Origin of the sequence: Silanimonas lenta DSM 16282 (assembly GCF_000429065.1) — a bacterium.
Lineage (GTDB): Bacteria > Pseudomonadota > Gammaproteobacteria > Xanthomonadales > Xanthomonadaceae > Silanimonas > Silanimonas lenta.
Genome location: NZ_AUBD01000019.1, coordinates 1 through 16,470, shown reverse-complemented (window position 1 = coordinate 16,470; position 16,470 = coordinate 1). Strand labels below are relative to the sequence as shown.

The window sequence follows — 16,470 nt, the reverse complement described above, 5'->3', positions numbered from 1 at the left end:
CGCCGAACCCTTGATGATCGGCGTCTCGTCGCCCGGGAAGTCGTACTTCGACAGCAGCTCGCGGACCTCCATCTCCACCAGGTCCAGCAGCTCCGCGTCGTCCACCATGTCCGCCTTGTTCAGGAACACCACGATGTACGGCACGCCCACCTGGCGCGACAGCAGGATGTGCTCGCGCGTCTGCGGCATCGGGCCGTCCGCCGCCGACACCACCAGGATCGCACCGTCCATCTGCGCCGCACCCGTGATCATGTTCTTCACGTAGTCGGCGTGGCCCGGGCAGTCCACGTGCGCATAGTGACGGGTCGGGCTCTCGTACTCCACGTGCGCCGTCGAGATCGTGATGCCGCGAGCCTTCTCCTCCGGCGCCGCGTCGATCTGGTCGTACGCCTTGAACTCGCCACCGAAACGCTCCGCGCCAACCTTCGTCAGCGCCGCCGTCAGCGTCGTCTTGCCGTGGTCAACGTGACCGATCGTGCCCACGTTCACGTGAGGCTTGGTGCGCTCGAACTTGCCCTTTGCCATGGTTGTCTACCTTGTGATGACTTGATGCTTGGTTCGCCAGCCGGTTCCCCGGATCAGGCCTTCTTGATGACCGCTTCGGCGATGTTCGCCGGGGCCTCGGCGTAATGGTCGAATTCCATCGTGTAGGTCGCGCGGCCCTGGGTCATCGACCGCAGGGTGGTGGCGTAGCCGAACATCTCGCCCAGCGGCACCATCGCGTTGATGACCTTGCCGGCCGGCGAGTCGTCGCTGCCCTGCAGGATGCCGCGGCGGCGGCTCACGTCGCCCATCACGTCGCCGAGGTAGTCCTCGGGGGTGACGATCTCGACCTTCATGATCGGCTCGAGCAGGACCGGATTGGCCTTCTGGAAGCCTTCCTTGAAGGCCATCGAGCCGGCCACCTTGAAGGCCATTTCGTTCGAGTCGACGTCATGGAACGAGCCGTCCACGGCGCGGATCTTCACATCGACCACCGGGAAGCCGGCGAGCACGCCGTTCTTCATGGCCTCCTCGATGCCCTTGCCGGCGGCCGCCACGTATTCCTTGGGCACCACGCCGCCGACGATGGCGTTCTCGTAGACGAAGCCGGCGCCACGCTCCAGCGGCTCCATCTCGATGACGATGTGGCCGTACTGGCCGCGGCCGCCCGACTGGCGCACGAACTTGCCTTCCTGGCGCACCGGCTTGCGGATCGCCTCGCGGTAGGCCACCTGCGGCTTGCCGACGTTGGCCTCGACGTTGAACTCGCGCTTCATGCGGTCGACGATGATCTCGAGGTGCAGTTCGCCCATGCCCGAGATGATCGTCTGGCCCGACTCCTCGTCGGTGCGCACGCGGAAGGAGGGGTCTTCCTGGGCCAGGCGGCCCAGGGCGATGCCCATCTTCTCCTGGTCGCCCTTGGTCTTCGGCTCGACCGCCATCGAGATGACGGGCTCCGGGAAGACCATGCGCTCGAGGGTGATGATGTGGTCCTGCGAGCAGAGGGTGTCACCGGTGGTGACGTCCTTCAGGCCCACGGCGGCGGCGATGTCGCCGGCCAGCACTTCCTTGATCTCCTCGCGCTGGTTGGCGTGCATCTGCAGGATGCGGCCGATGCGCTCCTTCTTGCCCTTGACCGAGTTGTAGACCTGGTCGCCGCTGCTCAGGGTACCGGAGTAGACGCGGAAGAAGGTGAGCGCGCCGACGAAGGGGTCGGTCATGATCTTGAAGGCCAGCGCCGAGAAGGGCTCGGAATCGCCCGCCTTGCGGAAGGCCTCGTTGCCGTTCTCGTCCTCGCCGCGGACCGGCGGGCGGTCGGACGGGGCCGGCAGGTAGCGGATCACCGCGTCGAGCACGGCCTGCACGCCCTTGTTCTTGAAGGCGGTGCCGCAGAAGGCCGGGATGACCTCGCAGCGCAGGGTGCGCTCGCGGATGCCGGCGATGATCTCCTCCTCGGAGAGCTCGCCTTCCTCGAGGTACTTGTTCATCAGCTCTTCGCTGGCCTCGGCGGCGGCCTCGACCATGAAGGCACGGGCGGCCTTGCACTCGTCGGCCAGGTGCGCCGGGATGTCAGCGTAGCTGAAGGTATTGCCGTTGGTGGCCATGTCCCAGACGATGGCCTTCATCTTCAGCAGGTCGACCACGCCCTCGAAGTTCTCCTCGGCGCCGATCGCGACCTGCATCGGCACCGGATAGGCGCCGAGGCGGGTGCGCAGCTGCTCGATGACCTTCTTGAAGTTGGCGCCGGTGCGGTCCATCTTGTTGACGAAGGCAAGGCGCGGCACGTTGTACTTGTTGGCCTGGCGCCACACCGTCTCGGACTGCGGCTGCACGCCGCCCACGGCGCAGAGCACGAACACCGCACCGTCGAGCACGCGCAGACTGCGCTCCACCTCGATGGTGAAGTCGACGTGGCCCGGGGTGTCGATGATGTTGAAGCGGTGCTCCGGGAAGGACTTGTCCATGCCCTTCCAGAAGCAGGTGGTGGCGGCCGAGGTGATGGTGATGCCGCGCTCCTGCTCCTGCTCCATCCAGTCCATCGTCGCGGCGCCGTCGTGCACCTCGCCGATCTTGTGATTGACGCCGGTGTAGAACAGGATGCGTTCGGTGGTCGTCGTCTTGCCGGCATCGATGTGGGCCATGATGCCGAAGTTGCGGTAGCGTTCGATCGGTGTGGTGCGTGCCACGTCAGTAACCCTTGTGCTTTACCAGCGGTAGTGCGAGAAGGCCTTGTTGGCCTCCGCCATGCGGTGCGTCTCTTCGCGCTTCTTGACCGCGCCGCCGCGGTTTTCCGAGGCATCCAGCAGCTCGGCGGCCAGCTTGCGCGGCATCGAGTTCTCGCCGCGCTTGCGCGAGGACTCGATCACCCAGCGCATGGCCAGCGCCATGCGGCGGCTGGAACGCACCTCGACCGGCACCTGGTAGGTGGCGCCGCCGACGCGGCGGGACTTCACCTCGACCATCGGGGCGACGTTGGCGAGCGCCTTCTCGACCAGCGCCAGCGGGTCGGGGTTCTTCTGGCCGATGACATCCATCGCGCCATAGACGATCTGCTCGGCGATCGACTTCTTGCCGTTCTTCATCACCATGTTGATGAAGCGGGCGACCATCTCGCTGCCGTGCTTGGGATCCGCGGTGACCGTGCGGACGGGGGTCTGACCTTTACGGGACATGGGGCTTGCCTACCTGGAATGGGGGACGCGCGTCACTGCTTCGGACGCTTGGCGCCGTACTTGGAACGGCCCTGGCGGCGCTTGGTGACGCCCGAGGCGTCGAGCGAGCCGCGGACGGTGTGGTAACGGACGCCCGGCAGGTCCTTCACACGACCGCCACGGATCAGGACCACCGAGTGCTCCTGCAGGTTGTGGCCCTCGCCGCCGATGTAGGAAATGACCTCGAAGCCGTTGGTCAGGCGGACCTTCGCGACCTTGCGGAGCGCGGAGTTCGGCTTCTTCGGCGTGGTGGTGTACACGCGGGTGCACACGCCACGGCGCTGCGGGCAGTTGGCCAGCGCCGGGGAGGCGCTCTTGTAGGTGTTGGGCCGGCGCGGCTTGCGGACCAGCTGGTTGATCGTCGCCATTCTTCGGGACCTGTCGATGAAAACGAAAGGCAGGCCGAGACGAACCCGACCTGCCGAGACTCGGGATTGTAGTCCGCCTTGACAAGCCCCGTCAACGGCGGCAGGGCCTGCAAGGCCGCCCCGCTCCCGGGGCGGACGGGAACCGCTTCCCTGCGGTTCAGTTCTGGGGCCGGGAAGGCCGGCTTACTCCTCGCCCCCCGCCTCCGCCCCGGCCTCAAGGGGCTGGGTGATGGCGCGGAACGCCTCGAGGTCGGCCTCGCTGAGCTCGCCGGCACCCGCGGCGCGGCGCTTGGCATGGTAGGCCAGGCCGGTTCCGGCGGGGATCAGGCGGCCGACGATAACGTTCTCCTTCAGGCCCCGCAAGGTATCGCGGGTGCCCCGGACCGCCGCCTCGGTGAGGACGCGGGTGGTCTCCTGGAAGGAGGCCGCCGAGATGAAGCTCTCGGTGGCCAGCGAGGCCTTGGTGATGCCGAGCAGCACCGGCTCGCCCTTGGCCGGGAGTTCGTTCCGGGCCAGGGCGCGGGCGTTCTCCTCCATGAAGCGGACGCGGTCCACCTGCTCGCCGGCGAGGAAGCGGGTGTCGCCGGCATCGGTGATCTCGACCTTGCGCAGCATCTGCCGGAGGATGGTCTCGATGTGCTTGTCGTTGATCTTCACGCCCTGCAGGCGGTAGACGTCCTGGATCTCCTTCACGAGGTAGGCGGCGAGCGCCTCCACCCCCTTCAGGCGCAGGATGTCCTGCGGATTGGGCTCGCCGGCCACGACCTCCTCGCCCTTCTCGACGTGCTCGCCTTCGAACACGACGATCTGGCGGTACTTCGGGATCAGCTCCTCGTGCTCGTTGCCCTCGGCGTCCTTGATGATGAGGCGCTGCTTGCCCTTGGTGTCCTTGCCGAAGCTGACGATGCCCGAGACCTCGGCGAGGATGGCCTGGTCCTTGGGCTTGCGCGCCTCGAACAGGTCGGCCACGCGCGGCAGACCACCGGTGATGTCGCGGGTCTTGGAGGCTTCCTGCGGGATCTTGGCCACCACGTCGCCCACGCCCACTTCGGCGCCGTTCTGCACCGTCACCACCGCGCGCGGCGGCAGCAGGTACTGGGCCGGCAGGTCGGTGCCCGGGATGACCAGGTCCTTGCCCTTGGCGTCGACGATGCGGACCATCGGACGCAGGTCCTTGCCGGCCTGGCCACGGCGCTTCGGGTCGGTGATCTCGATCGAGGCCAGACCGGTGAGCTCGTCCACCTTCTCGATGGCGGTGACGCCCTCGACGAAGTCGACGAAGCGCACGAAGCCCTTCACTTCCGAGACGATCGGATGGTTGTGCGGATCCCAGGTGGCCACGGTCTGGCCGGCCTTGATCGGATCGCCGTCCTTGCCATTGATGGTGGCGCCGTAAGGCAGCTTGTGGCGTTCGCGCTCGCGGCCCAGCGGGTCGAGCACCGACAGCTCGCCGGAACGCGAGACCGCCACCAGATGGCCGGCGGCATGCTCCACGGTCTTCAGGTGGGCGAACTTGATGGTGCCGGTGGTCTTGACCGTGATGTTGTCCACCGCGGCGGCACGCGAGGCGGCGCCACCGATGTGGAAGGTACGCATCGTCAGCTGCGTGCCGGGCTCGCCGATCGACTGGGCGGCGATCACGCCCACCGCCTCGCCGATGTTGACGAGGTGGCCGCGGGCCAGGTCGCGGCCATAGCACATGGCGCAGATGCCGAAACCGGTCTCGCAGGTGATGGCCGAACGCACCTTGATGCTCTGCACGCCGGCGGCGTCGAGCTTCTCCACCCACTTCTCGTCGAGCAGGGTGTTGCGGGTGACGATCGGCTCCTCGTCGTTGCCGGGCAGGAACACGTCCTCGGCCACCACGCGGCCGAGCACGCGGTCGCGCAGCGGCTCGACCACGTCGCTGCCTTCCACGATCGAGGCCATGGTCAGGCCATTGGTGGTGCCGCAGTCGACCTCGGTGACCACCACGTCCTGGGCCACGTCCACCAGGCGGCGGGTGAGGTAGCCGGAGTTCGCGGTCTTCAGCGCGGTGTCCGCGAGGCCCTTGCGGGCGCCGTGGGTCGAGATGAAGTACTGCAGGACGTTGAGGCCCTCGCGGAAGTTCGCGGTGATCGGCGTCTCGATGATCGAGCCGTCCGGCTTGGCCATCAGGCCGCGCATGCCGGCGAGCTGGCGGATCTGGGCCTGCGAACCACGCGCGCCCGAGTCGGCCATGATGTAGATCGAGTTCATCGACTTTTGCTCGACGAGCTCGCCCTTGGCGTTCCTCACCTTGTCGGTGCCGATGGTGTCCATCATCGCCTTGGCGATCTGCTCGTTGGTGCGCGACCAGATGTCGACCACCTTGTTGTAGCGCTCGCCCGAGGTGACCAGGCCCGACTGGTACTGGTTCTGGATCTCCAGCACCTCGGCCTCGGCCTTGGCGAGGATCTCCTTCTTCTCGGCCGGGATGGTCATGTCGTCGATGCCCACCGACACGCCGGCGCGGGTGGCGTTGTAGAAGCCGGTGTACATCAGCTTGTCGGCGAACACCACGGTGTGCTTCAGGCCGAGCTGGCGGTAGCAGGCGTTGATCAGGCGCGAGATGTTCTTCTTGGTCAGCTCGAGGTTGACCAGCGAGAACGGCAGCCCCTCGGGCAGGATCTCGGCCAGCAGAGCGCGGCCCACGGTGGTGTCGTGGATCACCGACTTGCGCACGGGGTTGCCGGCCTCGTCGGTGGTGGTCTCGACGATGCGCACCTTGACCTTGGCGTGCAGCTCGACGGTGCGGTTGTCATAGGCGCGGCGCACCTCCGCCACGTTGGCGAACACCATGCCCTCGCCCTTCTTGTTCTCGAGGGCGCGGGTCATGTAGTACAGGCCGAGCACCACGTCCTGCGTCGGGACGATGATCGGCTCGCCGTTCGCCGGCGAGAGGATGTTGTTGGTCGACATCATCAGCGCGCGCGCCTCCAGCTGGGCTTCCAGCGAGAGCGGCACGTGGACGGCCATCTGGTCGCCGTCGAAGTCGGCGTTGAAGGCGGTGCAGACCAGCGGATGCAGCTGGATCGCCTTGCCCTCGATCAGCACCGGCTCGAAGGCCTGGATGCCGAGTCGGTGCAGGGTCGGGGCGCGGTTCAGCAGCACCGGGTGCTCGCGGATCACCTCCTCGAGGATGTCCCACACCACGGCCTCCTCACGCTCGACGAGCTTCTTGGCCGCCTTGATGGTGGTGGCAAGGCCGCGGCGCTGGAGCTTGGAGAAGATGAAGGGCTTGAACAGCTCGAGCGCCATCTTCTTCGGCAGGCCGCACTCGTGCAGGCGCAGGGTCGGACCGACCACGATGACCGAGCGGCCCGAGTAGTCCACGCGCTTGCCGAGCAGGTTCTGGCGGAAACGGCCCTGCTTGCCCTTGATCATGTCGGCCAGCGACTTCAGCGGGCGCTTGTTGGTGCCGGTGATGGCGCGGCCGCGGCGGCCGTTGTCCATCAGCGCGTCCACCGACTCCTGAAGCATGCGCTTCTCGTTGCGCACGATGATGTCGGGCGCGTTGAGCTCGAGCAGGCGCTTCAGGCGGTTGTTGCGGTTGATGACGCGGCGGTACAGGTCGTTGAGGTCGGAGGTGGCGAAGCGGCCGCCGTCCAGCGGCACCAGCGGGCGCAGGTCGGGCGGCAGCACCGGCAGCACGGTCATCACCATCCACTCCGGGCGGTTGCCGGAGTCGATGAAGGCCTCGACCAGCTTGATGCGCTTGGTGAGGCGCTTGAGCTTGGTCTCGGAATTGGTGCCGGCGATCTCCTCCTTGAGCTTCAGCAGTTCGGCCTGCAGGTCGATGGTGCGCAGCAGCTCATGGATCGCCTCCGCGCCCATCAGGGCCTCGAAGTCGTCACCATGCTCCTGGCGCGCCTGCATCAGCTGCTCTTCGTTCATCAGCATGCCGCGCTCGAGCGGGGTCAGACCCGGCTCGGTGACGACGAAGGCCTCGAAGTAGAGGATCCGCTCGATGTCGCGCAGGGTCATGTCGAGCATCAGGCCGATGCGCGAGGGCAGCGACTTCAGGAACCAGATGTGGGCCACCGGCGAGGCGAGCTCGATGTGGCCCATGCGCTCGCGGCGCACCTTGGCCAGCGTCACCTCGGTGCCGCACTTCTCGCAGACCACGCCACGGTGCTTCATGCGCTTGTACTTGCCGCACAGGCACTCGTAGTCCTTGATCGGGCCGAAGATGGCCGAGCAGAACAGGCCATCACGCTCCGGCTTGAAGGTGCGGTAGTTGATGGTCTCCGGCTTCTTGACCTCGCCGTAGCTCCACGAGCGGATCAGGTCGGGGGACGCCAGGCCGATCTTGATCGAGTCGAACTCGAGGGTCGGGCGCTGCTGGTTGAACAGGTTGAGCAAATCTTTCATGGCTTGATTCTCCAGTGGCGCGCGATCACTGCCCTTCGAGCTCGATGTTGATGCCGAGCGAACGGATTTCCTTCACCAGCACGTTGAACGACTCCGGCATGCCGGCCACCATCTCGTGGTTGCCGTCGACGACGTTCTTGTACATCTGGTTGCGGCCCTGCACGTCGTCGGACTTGACGGTGAGCATCTCCTGCAGCGTGTAGGCGGCGCCGTAGGCCTCGAGCGCCCACACCTCCATCTCGCCGAAACGCTGGCCGCCGAACTGCGCCTTGCCGCCCAGCGGCTGCTGGGTGACGAGCGAGTACGGACCGGTGGAGCGGGCGTGCATCTTGTCGTCGACCAGGTGGTTGAGCTTCAGCATGTGCATGTAGCCCACCGTCACCTTGCGGTCGAACGGCTCGCCGGTGCGGCCGTCGTACAGCGTGACCTGGGTCTTGCTGTCGCTCATGCCGAGCAGCTGGGTGTGCGGGTCGTCGGAGGGATAGGCCAGCTCCAGCATGGCCTTGATCTCCGACTCGGCCGCGCCGTCGAACACCGGGGTGGCCATCGGCACGCCGTCGGTGAGGTTCCTGGCGAGGTTCAGCAGCTCCTCGTCGTTGAACTGCGAGAGATCGACGCGGGTATTGCCGGTGATCTTGCGGTCGTGGTTGTAGATCTTGTCGAGGAACTCGCGCAGCTCGGCCACCTTGGCCTGCGCCTCCAGCATCTTCTGGATGCGCTCACCGAGGCCCTTGGCGGCGAAGCCGAGGTGGGTCTCGAGGATCTGGCCGATGTTCATGCGGCTCGGCACGCCGAGCGGGTTCAGCACGATGTCGACGGTGCGGCCGTCGGCCATGTGCGGCATGTCCTCGACCGGGACGATGGTCGACACCACGCCCTTGTTGCCGTGGCGGCCGGCCATCTTGTCGCCCGGCTGGATGCGGCGCTTCACGGCGAGGTAGACCTTCACCATCTTCAGCACGCCCGGAGCGAGGTCGTCGCCCTGGGTGATCTTGCCGCGCTTGTCCTGGAAGCGCTTCTCGAACTCGGCCTTGTGGGCCTCGATCTGCTTCTGCGCGTTCTCGATGGCCTCGGCGGCGTCATCGTCCTTCATGCGCAGCGAGAACCAGTCGTCCTTCTTCAGGCTGTCGAGGTAGGCCGCGGTGACCTCGGCCTTCTTCAGGCCATTCGGGCCGCCGTTGGCCATGCGGCCGACCAGCTGCGAGCGCAGGCGGGCGAAGATCGCACCTTCGAGGATGCGGAACTGGTCGTCGAAGTCCTTCTTGACGCGCTTGATCTCGGAATCCTCGATCTGCTTGGCGCGCTTGTCCTTCTCGATGCCGTCGCGGGTGAAGACCTGCACGTCGATCACGGTGCCGTCCATGCCCGGGGGCACGCGCAGCGAGCTGTCCTTCACGTCGGAGGCCTTCTCGCCGAAGATGGCGCGCAGCAGCTTCTCCTCGGGGGTGAGCTGGCTCTCGCCCTTCGGCGTGACCTTGCCGACCAGGATGTCGCCGGCGCGGACCTCGGCGCCGATGTACACCACGCCCGACTCGTCGAGGCGCGAGAGCGCCTGCTCGGAGACGTTCGGAATGTCGGCGGTGATCTCCTCCGGGCCCAGCTTGGTGTCGCGGGCCACGCAGGTCAGCTCCTCGATGTGGATCGTGGTGTAGCGGTCCTGCTCGACCACGCGCTCGGAGAGCAGGATCGAGTCCTCGAAGTTGTAGCCGTTCCACGGCATGAACGCGACCAGCATGTTCTGGCCGAGCGCGAGCTCGCCGATGTCGGTCGAGGGGCCGTCGGCCAGCACGTCGCCGCGGGCCACGCGGTCGCCCACCTTCACCAGCGGACGCTGGTTGATGCAGGTGTTCTGGTTGGAGCGCTGGTACTTGATGAGGGTGTAGATGTCGACGCCGGCGTCGTTGGCGCCCACCTCGTCCTCGTTCACCCGCACCACGATGCGGCCGGCATCGACCTGGTCGACCACGCCGCCGCGGCGGGCGTTCACGGTGACGCCGGAGTCACGGGCCACGGCACGCTCGATGCCGGTACCGACCAGCGGCTTCTGGGCGCGCAGGGTGGGGACGGCCTGGCGCTGCATGTTGGCGCCCATCAGCGCGCGGTTGGCGTCGTCATGCTCGAGGAAGGGCACGAGCGCGGCAGCCACCGACACCGACTGCATCGGCGAGACGTCCATGTAGTGAATCTCGGACGGCGGCTTGAGCAGCGCCTCGCCCTGCTGGCGGCAGGTGACGAACTCGGCGGTGAAGCGGCCCTGCTCGTCGATCTCGGCGTTCGCCTGGGCGATGGTGTACTCGTTCTCCTCGATCGCCGAGAGGAACTCGACCTCGTCGGTGACGCGGCCGTTCACCACCTTGCGGTACGGGGTCTCGAGGAAGCCGTACTTGTTGGTGCGGGCGTACACGGCCAGCGAGTTGATCAGACCGATGTTCGGACCTTCCGGCGTCTCGATGGTGCAGACGCGGCCGTAGTGGGTCGGGTGCACGTCGCGCACCTCGAAGCCGGCGCGCTCGCGGGTCAGGCCGCCCGGGCCGAGCGCCGAGACGCGGCGCTTGTGCGTCACCTCGGAGAGCGGGTTGTTCTGGTCCATGAACTGGCTGAGCTGCGAGGAGCCGAAGAACTCCTTGATCGCGGCGGCCACCGGCTTGGCGTTGATCAGCTCCTGCGGGGTGAGGCCTTCCGATTCGGCCAGCGACAGGCGCTCCTTCACGGCGCGCTCGACGCGCACCAGACCGACGCGGAACACGTTCTCGGCCATCTCGCCCACCGAACGCACGCGGCGGTTGCCGAGGTGGTCGATGTCGTCGACCACGCCACGGCCGTTGCGGATCTCGCACAGGGTGCGGATGACGTCGAGGATGTCAGAGGTGTCGCCGTTGGCGGCGAGCAGGCGCTTCGCCTCGTCGGTGTTCTGCTGCGAGAAGTACTTGGCGTCGTACAGCACCGGCTCGCCGGTGACTTCCTTGCGGCCGACGCGGCGGTTGAACTTCATGCGGCCGACCGCCGAAAGGTCGTAGCGCTCGAAGGTGAAGAACAGGTTGTGGAACAGGTTCTGCGCGGCGTCCTTGGTGGGCGGCTCGCCCGGGCGCATCATGCGGTAGATCTCGACCAGCGCCTCCAGCTGGGTGCGGGTGGGATCGGTGCGCAGGGTGTTGGAGATGTACGGGCCGCGGTCGAGGTCGTTCACCCACAGGGTGCCGAAGCTCGAGACGCCGGCCTTGCGCAGCCTGGCCAGCAGGGCGTCGTCGATCTCGTCATTGGCGGCGGCGATCAGCTCGCCGGTCTTGGGATCGGCGAGGTCCTGGGCGAGGATGCGGCCGACGAGGTAGTCGTCGGGCACCTCGAGGGTGGCGATCTTCTCGCGCTCGAGATCACGCACGTGGCGCGCGGTGATGCGCTTGCCGGCCTCGACCAGCACCTTGCCGTTGGCCACGAGGTCGAAGTTCAGGGTCTCGCCCTTCAGGCGCTCGGCCACCAGCGAGAGCTCGGCACCCTCCTTCGGCAGCAGGGTGAAGGTGTTGATCTCGAAGAACTGCTGCAGCATCTCCTCGTTGCTGTAGCCCAGCGCGCGCAGCAGCACCGTCACCGGCAGCTTGCGGCGGCGGTCGATGCGGGCATAGACGATGTCCTTCGGGTCGAACTCGAAGTCCAGCCAGGAGCCGCGGTAGGGGATGATGCGGGCGCTGTAGAGCAGCTTGCCCGAGCTGTGGGTCTTGCCGCGGTCATGGTCGAAGAACACGCCCGGGCTGCGGTGCAGCTGCGAGACGATGACGCGCTCGGTACCGTTGACGATGAAGGTGCCGTTCTCGGTCATCAGGGGCATCTCGCCCATGTAGACCTCCTGCTCCTTCACGTACTTCACTGCCTTGGTGCTCGACTCCTTGTCGTAGATCACCAGGCGTACGGTGACGCGCAGGGGCGCGCCGTAAGTGAGGCCGCGGTTGTGGCACTCACGAACGTCGAACGGCGGCTCGCCGAGGCGGTAGCTGACGTACTCGAGGGCGGCATTGCCCGAATAGCTGGTGATCGGGAAGACCGACTTCAGGGCGGCGTGCAGTCCCTGGTCGGCGCGCTGGCCGGCGGGCACGCCCTCCTGCAGGAACTCACGGTAGGAATCCATCTGGATCGCAAGCAGGTAGGGCACGTCGAGGACGGCGCGGCGCTTGCCGAAATCCTTGCGGATGCGCTTCTTTTCGGTGAACGAGTACGTCATGGGGACCTTCAGGCTCGCTGAGCTGTGGGGGTCAAGTGGCCAGTGGGAAGCCGCTGGTATTGCCGGCACCAGCACGCCCTCTGCTGCTGCTTCTCACTGCCCACTCGTTGCGTGGAGCGGGTGCTGCGGGTGGATCGGACCGCTTCGCGGATGCAGGCACCCTGAAACGGCCAAAGGCCGGGGGCTTTCGCCCCCAGCCTCGGTGGTGTCGCCGGCGGTGTGTCGGCGACCCAAGTGCGGCTTACTTGAGCTCGACGGTGGCGCCGGCGGCTTCCAGTTCCTTCTTGAACTTGGCCGCATCGTCCTTCGACACGCCTTCCTTGACGTTCTGCGGAGCGCCCTCGACGAGGTCCTTGGCCTCCTTGAGGCCGAGGCCGGTGATGGCACGGACGGCCTTGATGACCTCGACCTTCTTGTCGCCGGCGGCCTTCAGCACCACGGTGAACTCGGTCTGCTCCTCGGCCGGAGCGGCGGCGGCGGCGGCCGGACCGGCAGCCATCACCACCGGGGCGGCGGCGGAGACGCCGAACTTCTCTTCCATCGCCTTGACGAGATCCATGATCTCCATCAGGGACTTGGTGGCGATCGCTTCGATGATCTGATCGTTGGAAAGGGACATTTCTCGATACCTCTGGATGGTTCTTGATTGATGCAGTCGGTTGCGCTCTGCGGTCAGGCCGCGGCTTCCTGCTTCTCGGCGATCGCCTTGAGCGCGCGGGCCACGCGGGTGGCCGGCTCGACGAGCGTGCTGAGGAACATGGACAGGGCCTGGTCGCGGGTGGGCAGCGAGGCCAGCACGTCGAGGTGGGCCGGCGGGTAGGCCTTGCCACCGATCGAGACGACCTTCGTCTTCAGCTTGTCGTTGCCCTTGGCGAACTCCTTGATCAGGCGCCCGGCGGAACCGGGCTCCTCGACCGAGAACGCGTACAGCAGCGGGCCGGTGAGCTGGTCCTGGGTGCACTCGAACTCGGTACCCGCGACGGCGCGGGTAGCCAGCGTGTTCTTGACGACCTTCAGGTAGACACCGGTCTCGCGAGCCTTCTTGCGCATCGCCGTCATCTGCTCGACGGTGACGCCCGCGTACTCGACGGCGACCAGGGAGTGGGCCTTGGCAGCGACCGCCGCGACTTCCGCGACGACTTCATGCTTCTGGGACAGATTGAGAGCCATTGCACTCCTCCTAACTTCATTCCACCCCTGCTCCAGCAGGCGGTGGCACCTTGGGGCGGCGGCTTCCCTGCACGCCGGGACGCCTCGCGGCGTCCGTGGTGGCCTCTCCAGAGGAAATCCTGAAGAAGGTTGCACCATCTACGCAGGACGGGCCTTGCGGCCTCGATTAAGCGGCCCCGCTTGGAACCGGCGGCGATTCCCTGCCTTTCGTGCATCCGATGCCCGACGCCGGTCCGCGCTTGCCGCACCTGCGGTCTTAGATGGCCCCCGCCGGGGCGGGCGCCTTCTAAACCATGCCCCCCGCGGTCGGGCCACGGGGGGCGAAAACATCACTTGCCGAGCGAGAGGCTGGCCTGGTCGACGGTCACGCCGATGCCCATGGTCGAGCTCAGCGAGATCTTCTGCAGGTACTGGCCCTTCGCGGTGGCCGGCTTGGCCTTCACGAGATCGGCGAGCAGCGCGTGCAGGTTCTGCGACAGCGCCTCCGGCGAGAAGCTGGCCTTACCGATGGTGCAGTGGATGATGCCGGCCTTGTCGGTGCGGTAGCGCACCTGGCCCGACTTGGCATTCTTCACCGCCTCGGCCGGGTTGGCCGACACCGTGCCGACCTTCGGGTTCGGCATCAGGCCGCGCGGGCCGAGCACCTGGCCCAGCTTGCCGACCACGCGCATGGCATCCGGAGTGGCGATGACCACGCCATAGTCCAGCTCGCCGGCGAGCATGCGGTCGGCGAGGTCATCCATGCCCACGGCATCGGCGCCGGCGGCGAGCGCCTCGTCGGCCTTGGCGCCCGGCGGGCAGAACACCGCCACGCGCACGGTCTTGCCGGTGCCGGCGGGGAGCACGGTGGAGCCACGCACCTGCTGGTCGGACTTCTTGGCATCCACGCCGAGGCGGACGGCCACGTCGACCGACTCGACGAACTTCGCCTTGGCGTTCTTGGTGATGATGTCCAGCGCTTCGTTGAGCGGGTACTGCTTGCCCGGCACCACCAGGGCCTGCAGGGCCTTGTAACGCTTCGAGACCTTCGCCATCGCTTAACCCTCCACCACCAGGCCCATGGAGCGGGCCGAGCCCGCGATCGTGCGCACCGCCGCATCGAGCGAGGCGGCCGTCAGGTCGGCCTCCTTCTGCTTGGCGATCGCTTCCAGCTGGGCGCGGGTGACCTTGCCCACCTTGTCGGTGTTGGGGCGCTTCGAGCCCGAAGTGATGCCCGCGGCCTTCTTCAGCAGCACCGAGGCCGGCGTGCTCTTGATGACGAAGGTGAAGGTGCGGTCGGAGTAGGCGGTGATGATCACCGGGGTCGGCAGGCCCGGCTCCAGCTTGGAGGTCGCGGCGTTGAAGGCCTTGCAGAACTCCATGATGTTGAGGCCGCGCTGACCCAGCGCAGGACCGACCGGCGGCGAGGGGTTGGCCTGGCCGGCCTTCACCTGCAGCTTGATGTAACCAACGACTTTCTTTGCCATGACTCTTCTCCGGGTGCATGCGGCCGCGCAGGCGGCCTCCCCATCGGACCAGGGGGATTGGCGTGCCCTGGCTTCACGCTGCCCTGCAAAGGGAAGCCTGAGAGCTTACCCCATGCCGGGAAGAACTTCCTGAACGGGAAACGCCGGAGGCCCGGGCATGACCCGGTCCTGCCGGCGCGGAGCCCGGAATGCCCGGGCAGACCTCAGGCCTTCTCGACCTGGCCGAACTCCAGCTCCACCGGGGTGGAGCGGCCGAAGATCATCACCGCCACGCGCAGACGGTTGCGTTCGTAGTTGACCTCCTCGACCGTGCCGTTGAAGTCGTTGAACGGCCCGTCGATCACCCGCACCAGCTCGCCGGGGGCGAACAGCACCTTGGGCTTGGGCTTGTCCACGCCCTCCTGCACCCGGGCGAGGATGGCCTCGGCCTCGCTGTCCTTGATCGGCAGCGGGCGCTCGGCGGTGCCGCCGATGAAGCCCATGACCTTCGGGGTTTCCTTGATGAGATGCCAGCTCTCGTTATCGATGCGCGGGATGCCGTTCTCGTCGGTGGTCTCGATCTGCACCAGCACGTAGCCGGGGAAGAACTTGCGCTCGGACTTGCGCTTCTGCCCGGAGCGCATCTCCACGACCTCCTCGGTCGGGACCAGCACCTGGCCGAACTTGTCCTGCATGCCGAAACGGGCGATGCGGGTCTCCAGGGCCTTGGCCACCTGGTTCTCGAAGCCCGAGTAGGCGTGCACCACGTACCAGCGCTTGCTCATCATCAACCTCCGGCGCCGAGCAGCGCGCGCACGCCCAGCGAAATCAACCAGTCGAAGCCCGCGAGGATCAGGCTGACGATCACCACCACGATCAGGATGACGATGGTCGTGCGGGTGGTTTCCTCGGTGGTGGGCCAGACCACCTTGCGCAGCTCGAACATCGACTCGGAGGCGAACTCGCGCACCTCGCGGCCCTTGGCGGTGAAGGCGGCAACGCCGAGCGCCGCGCCCACCGCCGCGATCATCAGCAGCACCTTGAGCGGCGACGGCCACGGCAACAGGTACCAGCCGGCGATGCCGCCGCCGACCAGCAGGAGAGCCACCGCGTACTTGAGGAGGTCCAGCGGGCTGGCCGCGGCGTCCGTCGAATCGACCTTGGTGTTCATTCGCATCCCGGCCGGCCTCCGCGCGAAGGCCGGCCCCGTTGGTGGCACGCCAGGAGGGACTCGAACCCCCAACCTGCGGTTTTGGAGACCGCTGCTCTGCCGGTTGAGCTACTGGCGTACGTTGTCTTGTTGCCGCTTGCTGCCGAAACGGCGATGGCGGACCGCGACCCGGCCCGCCATCCCGTGCGGAACTGCGCCCGGGAAGGCGCGGTTCGCGCGTCGATTACTTGACGATCTTGGCGACGACGCCGGCGCCGACCGTGCGGCCGCCCTCGCGGATCGCGAAGCGCAGACCCTCGTCCATCGCCACCGGGGCGATCAGCGTCACCGTCATCTTGATGTTGTCGCCCGGCATCACCATCTCCACGCCCTCCGGAAGCTCGATCGAGCCCGTCACGTCGGTCGTGCGGAAATAGAACTGCGGACGGTAGCCCTTGAAGAACGGCGTGTGGCGACCGCCCTCCTCCTTCGACAGCACGTACACCTCGGCCTCGAAGGTCGTGTGCGGCTTGATCGT

The 16,470-nt window shown here is 66.9% G+C and carries 13 protein-coding genes and 1 tRNA gene; all 14 read right to left on the bottom strand.

Annotation, left to right across the window (positions count from 1 at the left end; genetic code table 11):
* Nucleotides 1-525 (bottom strand): GTP-binding protein (locus G408_RS0108615; RefSeq protein ID WP_028770740.1); only part of this gene is annotated, 525 nt, incomplete at its 3' end.
* Between the two features lie 53 nt (nt 526-578).
* Complete coding sequence (fusA, locus tag G408_RS0108610; RefSeq protein ID WP_028770765.1) at nt 579-2,669, bottom strand: elongation factor G; 2,091 nt, start codon at nt 2,667-2,669, stop codon at nt 579-581.
* Nucleotides 2,670-2,687: 18 nt separating this feature from the next.
* Nucleotides 2,688-3,155, bottom strand: coding sequence for a 30S ribosomal protein S7 (gene rpsG / locus G408_RS0108605; protein WP_028770764.1), 468 nt, complete (start codon nt 3,153-3,155; stop codon nt 2,688-2,690).
* A gap of 32 nt (nt 3,156-3,187) precedes the next feature.
* Nucleotides 3,188-3,562 carry a 30S ribosomal protein S12 gene (rpsL, locus tag G408_RS0108600; protein WP_028770763.1) on the bottom strand — a complete coding sequence of 125 codons (375 nt, stop codon included), beginning with the start codon at nt 3,560-3,562 and terminating at the stop codon, nt 3,188-3,190.
* Between the two features lie 183 nt (nt 3,563-3,745).
* Complete coding sequence (rpoC, locus tag G408_RS0108595; RefSeq protein ID WP_028770762.1) at nt 3,746-7,954, bottom strand: DNA-directed RNA polymerase subunit beta'; 4,209 nt, start codon at nt 7,952-7,954, stop codon at nt 3,746-3,748.
* Between the two features lie 25 nt (nt 7,955-7,979).
* Entirely contained in the window at nt 7,980-12,167 is a 4,188-nt protein-coding gene (gene rpoB, locus G408_RS0108590) for a DNA-directed RNA polymerase subunit beta (protein WP_028770761.1), read from the bottom strand.
* 241 nt (nt 12,168-12,408) lie between these two features.
* Entirely contained in the window at nt 12,409-12,786 is a 378-nt protein-coding gene (gene rplL / locus G408_RS0108585) for a 50S ribosomal protein L7/L12 (RefSeq protein ID WP_028770760.1), read from the bottom strand.
* 53 nt (nt 12,787-12,839) lie between these two features.
* Nucleotides 12,840-13,337, bottom strand: a complete 498-nt coding sequence (rplJ, locus tag G408_RS13890) for a 50S ribosomal protein L10 (protein ID WP_037412864.1) — start codon at nt 13,335-13,337, stop codon at nt 12,840-12,842.
* Nucleotides 13,338-13,666: 329 nt separating this feature from the next.
* Nucleotides 13,667-14,371, bottom strand: a complete 705-nt coding sequence (rplA, locus tag G408_RS0108575; RefSeq protein ID WP_028770759.1) for a 50S ribosomal protein L1 — start codon at nt 14,369-14,371, stop codon at nt 13,667-13,669.
* 3 nt (nt 14,372-14,374) lie between these two features.
* Nucleotides 14,375-14,803: a 50S ribosomal protein L11 gene (gene rplK, locus G408_RS0108570; protein ID WP_028770758.1), complete on the bottom strand. Its 429-nt coding sequence runs from the start codon at nt 14,801-14,803 to the stop codon at nt 14,375-14,377.
* 203 nt (nt 14,804-15,006) lie between these two features.
* The gene (gene nusG, locus G408_RS0108565) at nt 15,007-15,567 is read right to left on the bottom strand and encodes a transcription termination/antitermination protein NusG (RefSeq protein ID WP_028770757.1); all 561 of its coding nucleotides are present in this window, start codon (nt 15,565-15,567) and stop codon (nt 15,007-15,009) included.
* Between the two features lie 2 nt (nt 15,568-15,569).
* Nucleotides 15,570-15,959 (bottom strand): preprotein translocase subunit SecE, encoded by a 390-nt coding sequence (secE, locus tag G408_RS0108560; protein WP_245584293.1) that lies wholly within the window; start codon nt 15,957-15,959, stop codon nt 15,570-15,572.
* A 36-nt stretch (nt 15,960-15,995) separates the two neighbouring features.
* A tRNA-Trp gene (locus tag G408_RS0108555) sits at nt 15,996-16,071 on the bottom strand.
* 105 nt (nt 16,072-16,176) lie between these two features.
* Nucleotides 16,177-16,470, bottom strand: a 294-nt coding sequence (locus G408_RS13885; RefSeq protein WP_037412863.1) for an EF-Tu C-terminal domain-related protein, incomplete at its 5' end; no start/stop codon positions are given.

What these genes read in the sequence shown, in the direction of transcription:
- rplL (WP_028770760.1), bottom strand. Translation starts at nt 12,786, where the DNA reads ATGTCCCTTTCCAACGATCAGATCATCGAAGCGATCGCCACCAAGTCC.
- nusG (WP_028770757.1), bottom strand. Translation starts at nt 15,567, where the DNA reads ATGAGCAAGCGCTGGTACGTGGTGCACGCCTACTCGGGCTTCGAGAAC.
- rplK (WP_028770758.1), bottom strand. Translation starts at nt 14,803, where the DNA reads ATGGCAAAGAAAGTCGTTGGTTACATCAAGCTGCAGGTGAAGGCCGGC.
- rplA (WP_028770759.1), bottom strand. Translation starts at nt 14,371, where the DNA reads ATGGCGAAGGTCTCGAAGCGTTACAAGGCCCTGCAGGCCCTGGTGGTG.
- rpoB (WP_028770761.1), bottom strand. Translation starts at nt 12,167, where the DNA reads ATGACGTACTCGTTCACCGAAAAGAAGCGCATCCGCAAGGATTTCGGC.
- rpsG (WP_028770764.1), bottom strand. Translation starts at nt 3,155, where the DNA reads ATGTCCCGTAAAGGTCAGACCCCCGTCCGCACGGTCACCGCGGATCCC.
- rpoC (WP_028770762.1), bottom strand. Translation starts at nt 7,954, where the DNA reads ATGAAAGATTTGCTCAACCTGTTCAACCAGCAGCGCCCGACCCTCGAG.
- rpsL (WP_028770763.1), bottom strand. Translation starts at nt 3,562, where the DNA reads ATGGCGACGATCAACCAGCTGGTCCGCAAGCCGCGCCGGCCCAACACC.
- rplJ (WP_037412864.1), bottom strand. Translation starts at nt 13,337, where the DNA reads ATGGCTCTCAATCTGTCCCAGAAGCATGAAGTCGTCGCGGAAGTCGCG.
- secE (WP_245584293.1), bottom strand. Translation starts at nt 15,959, where the DNA reads ATGCGAATGAACACCAAGGTCGATTCGACGGACGCCGCGGCCAGCCCG.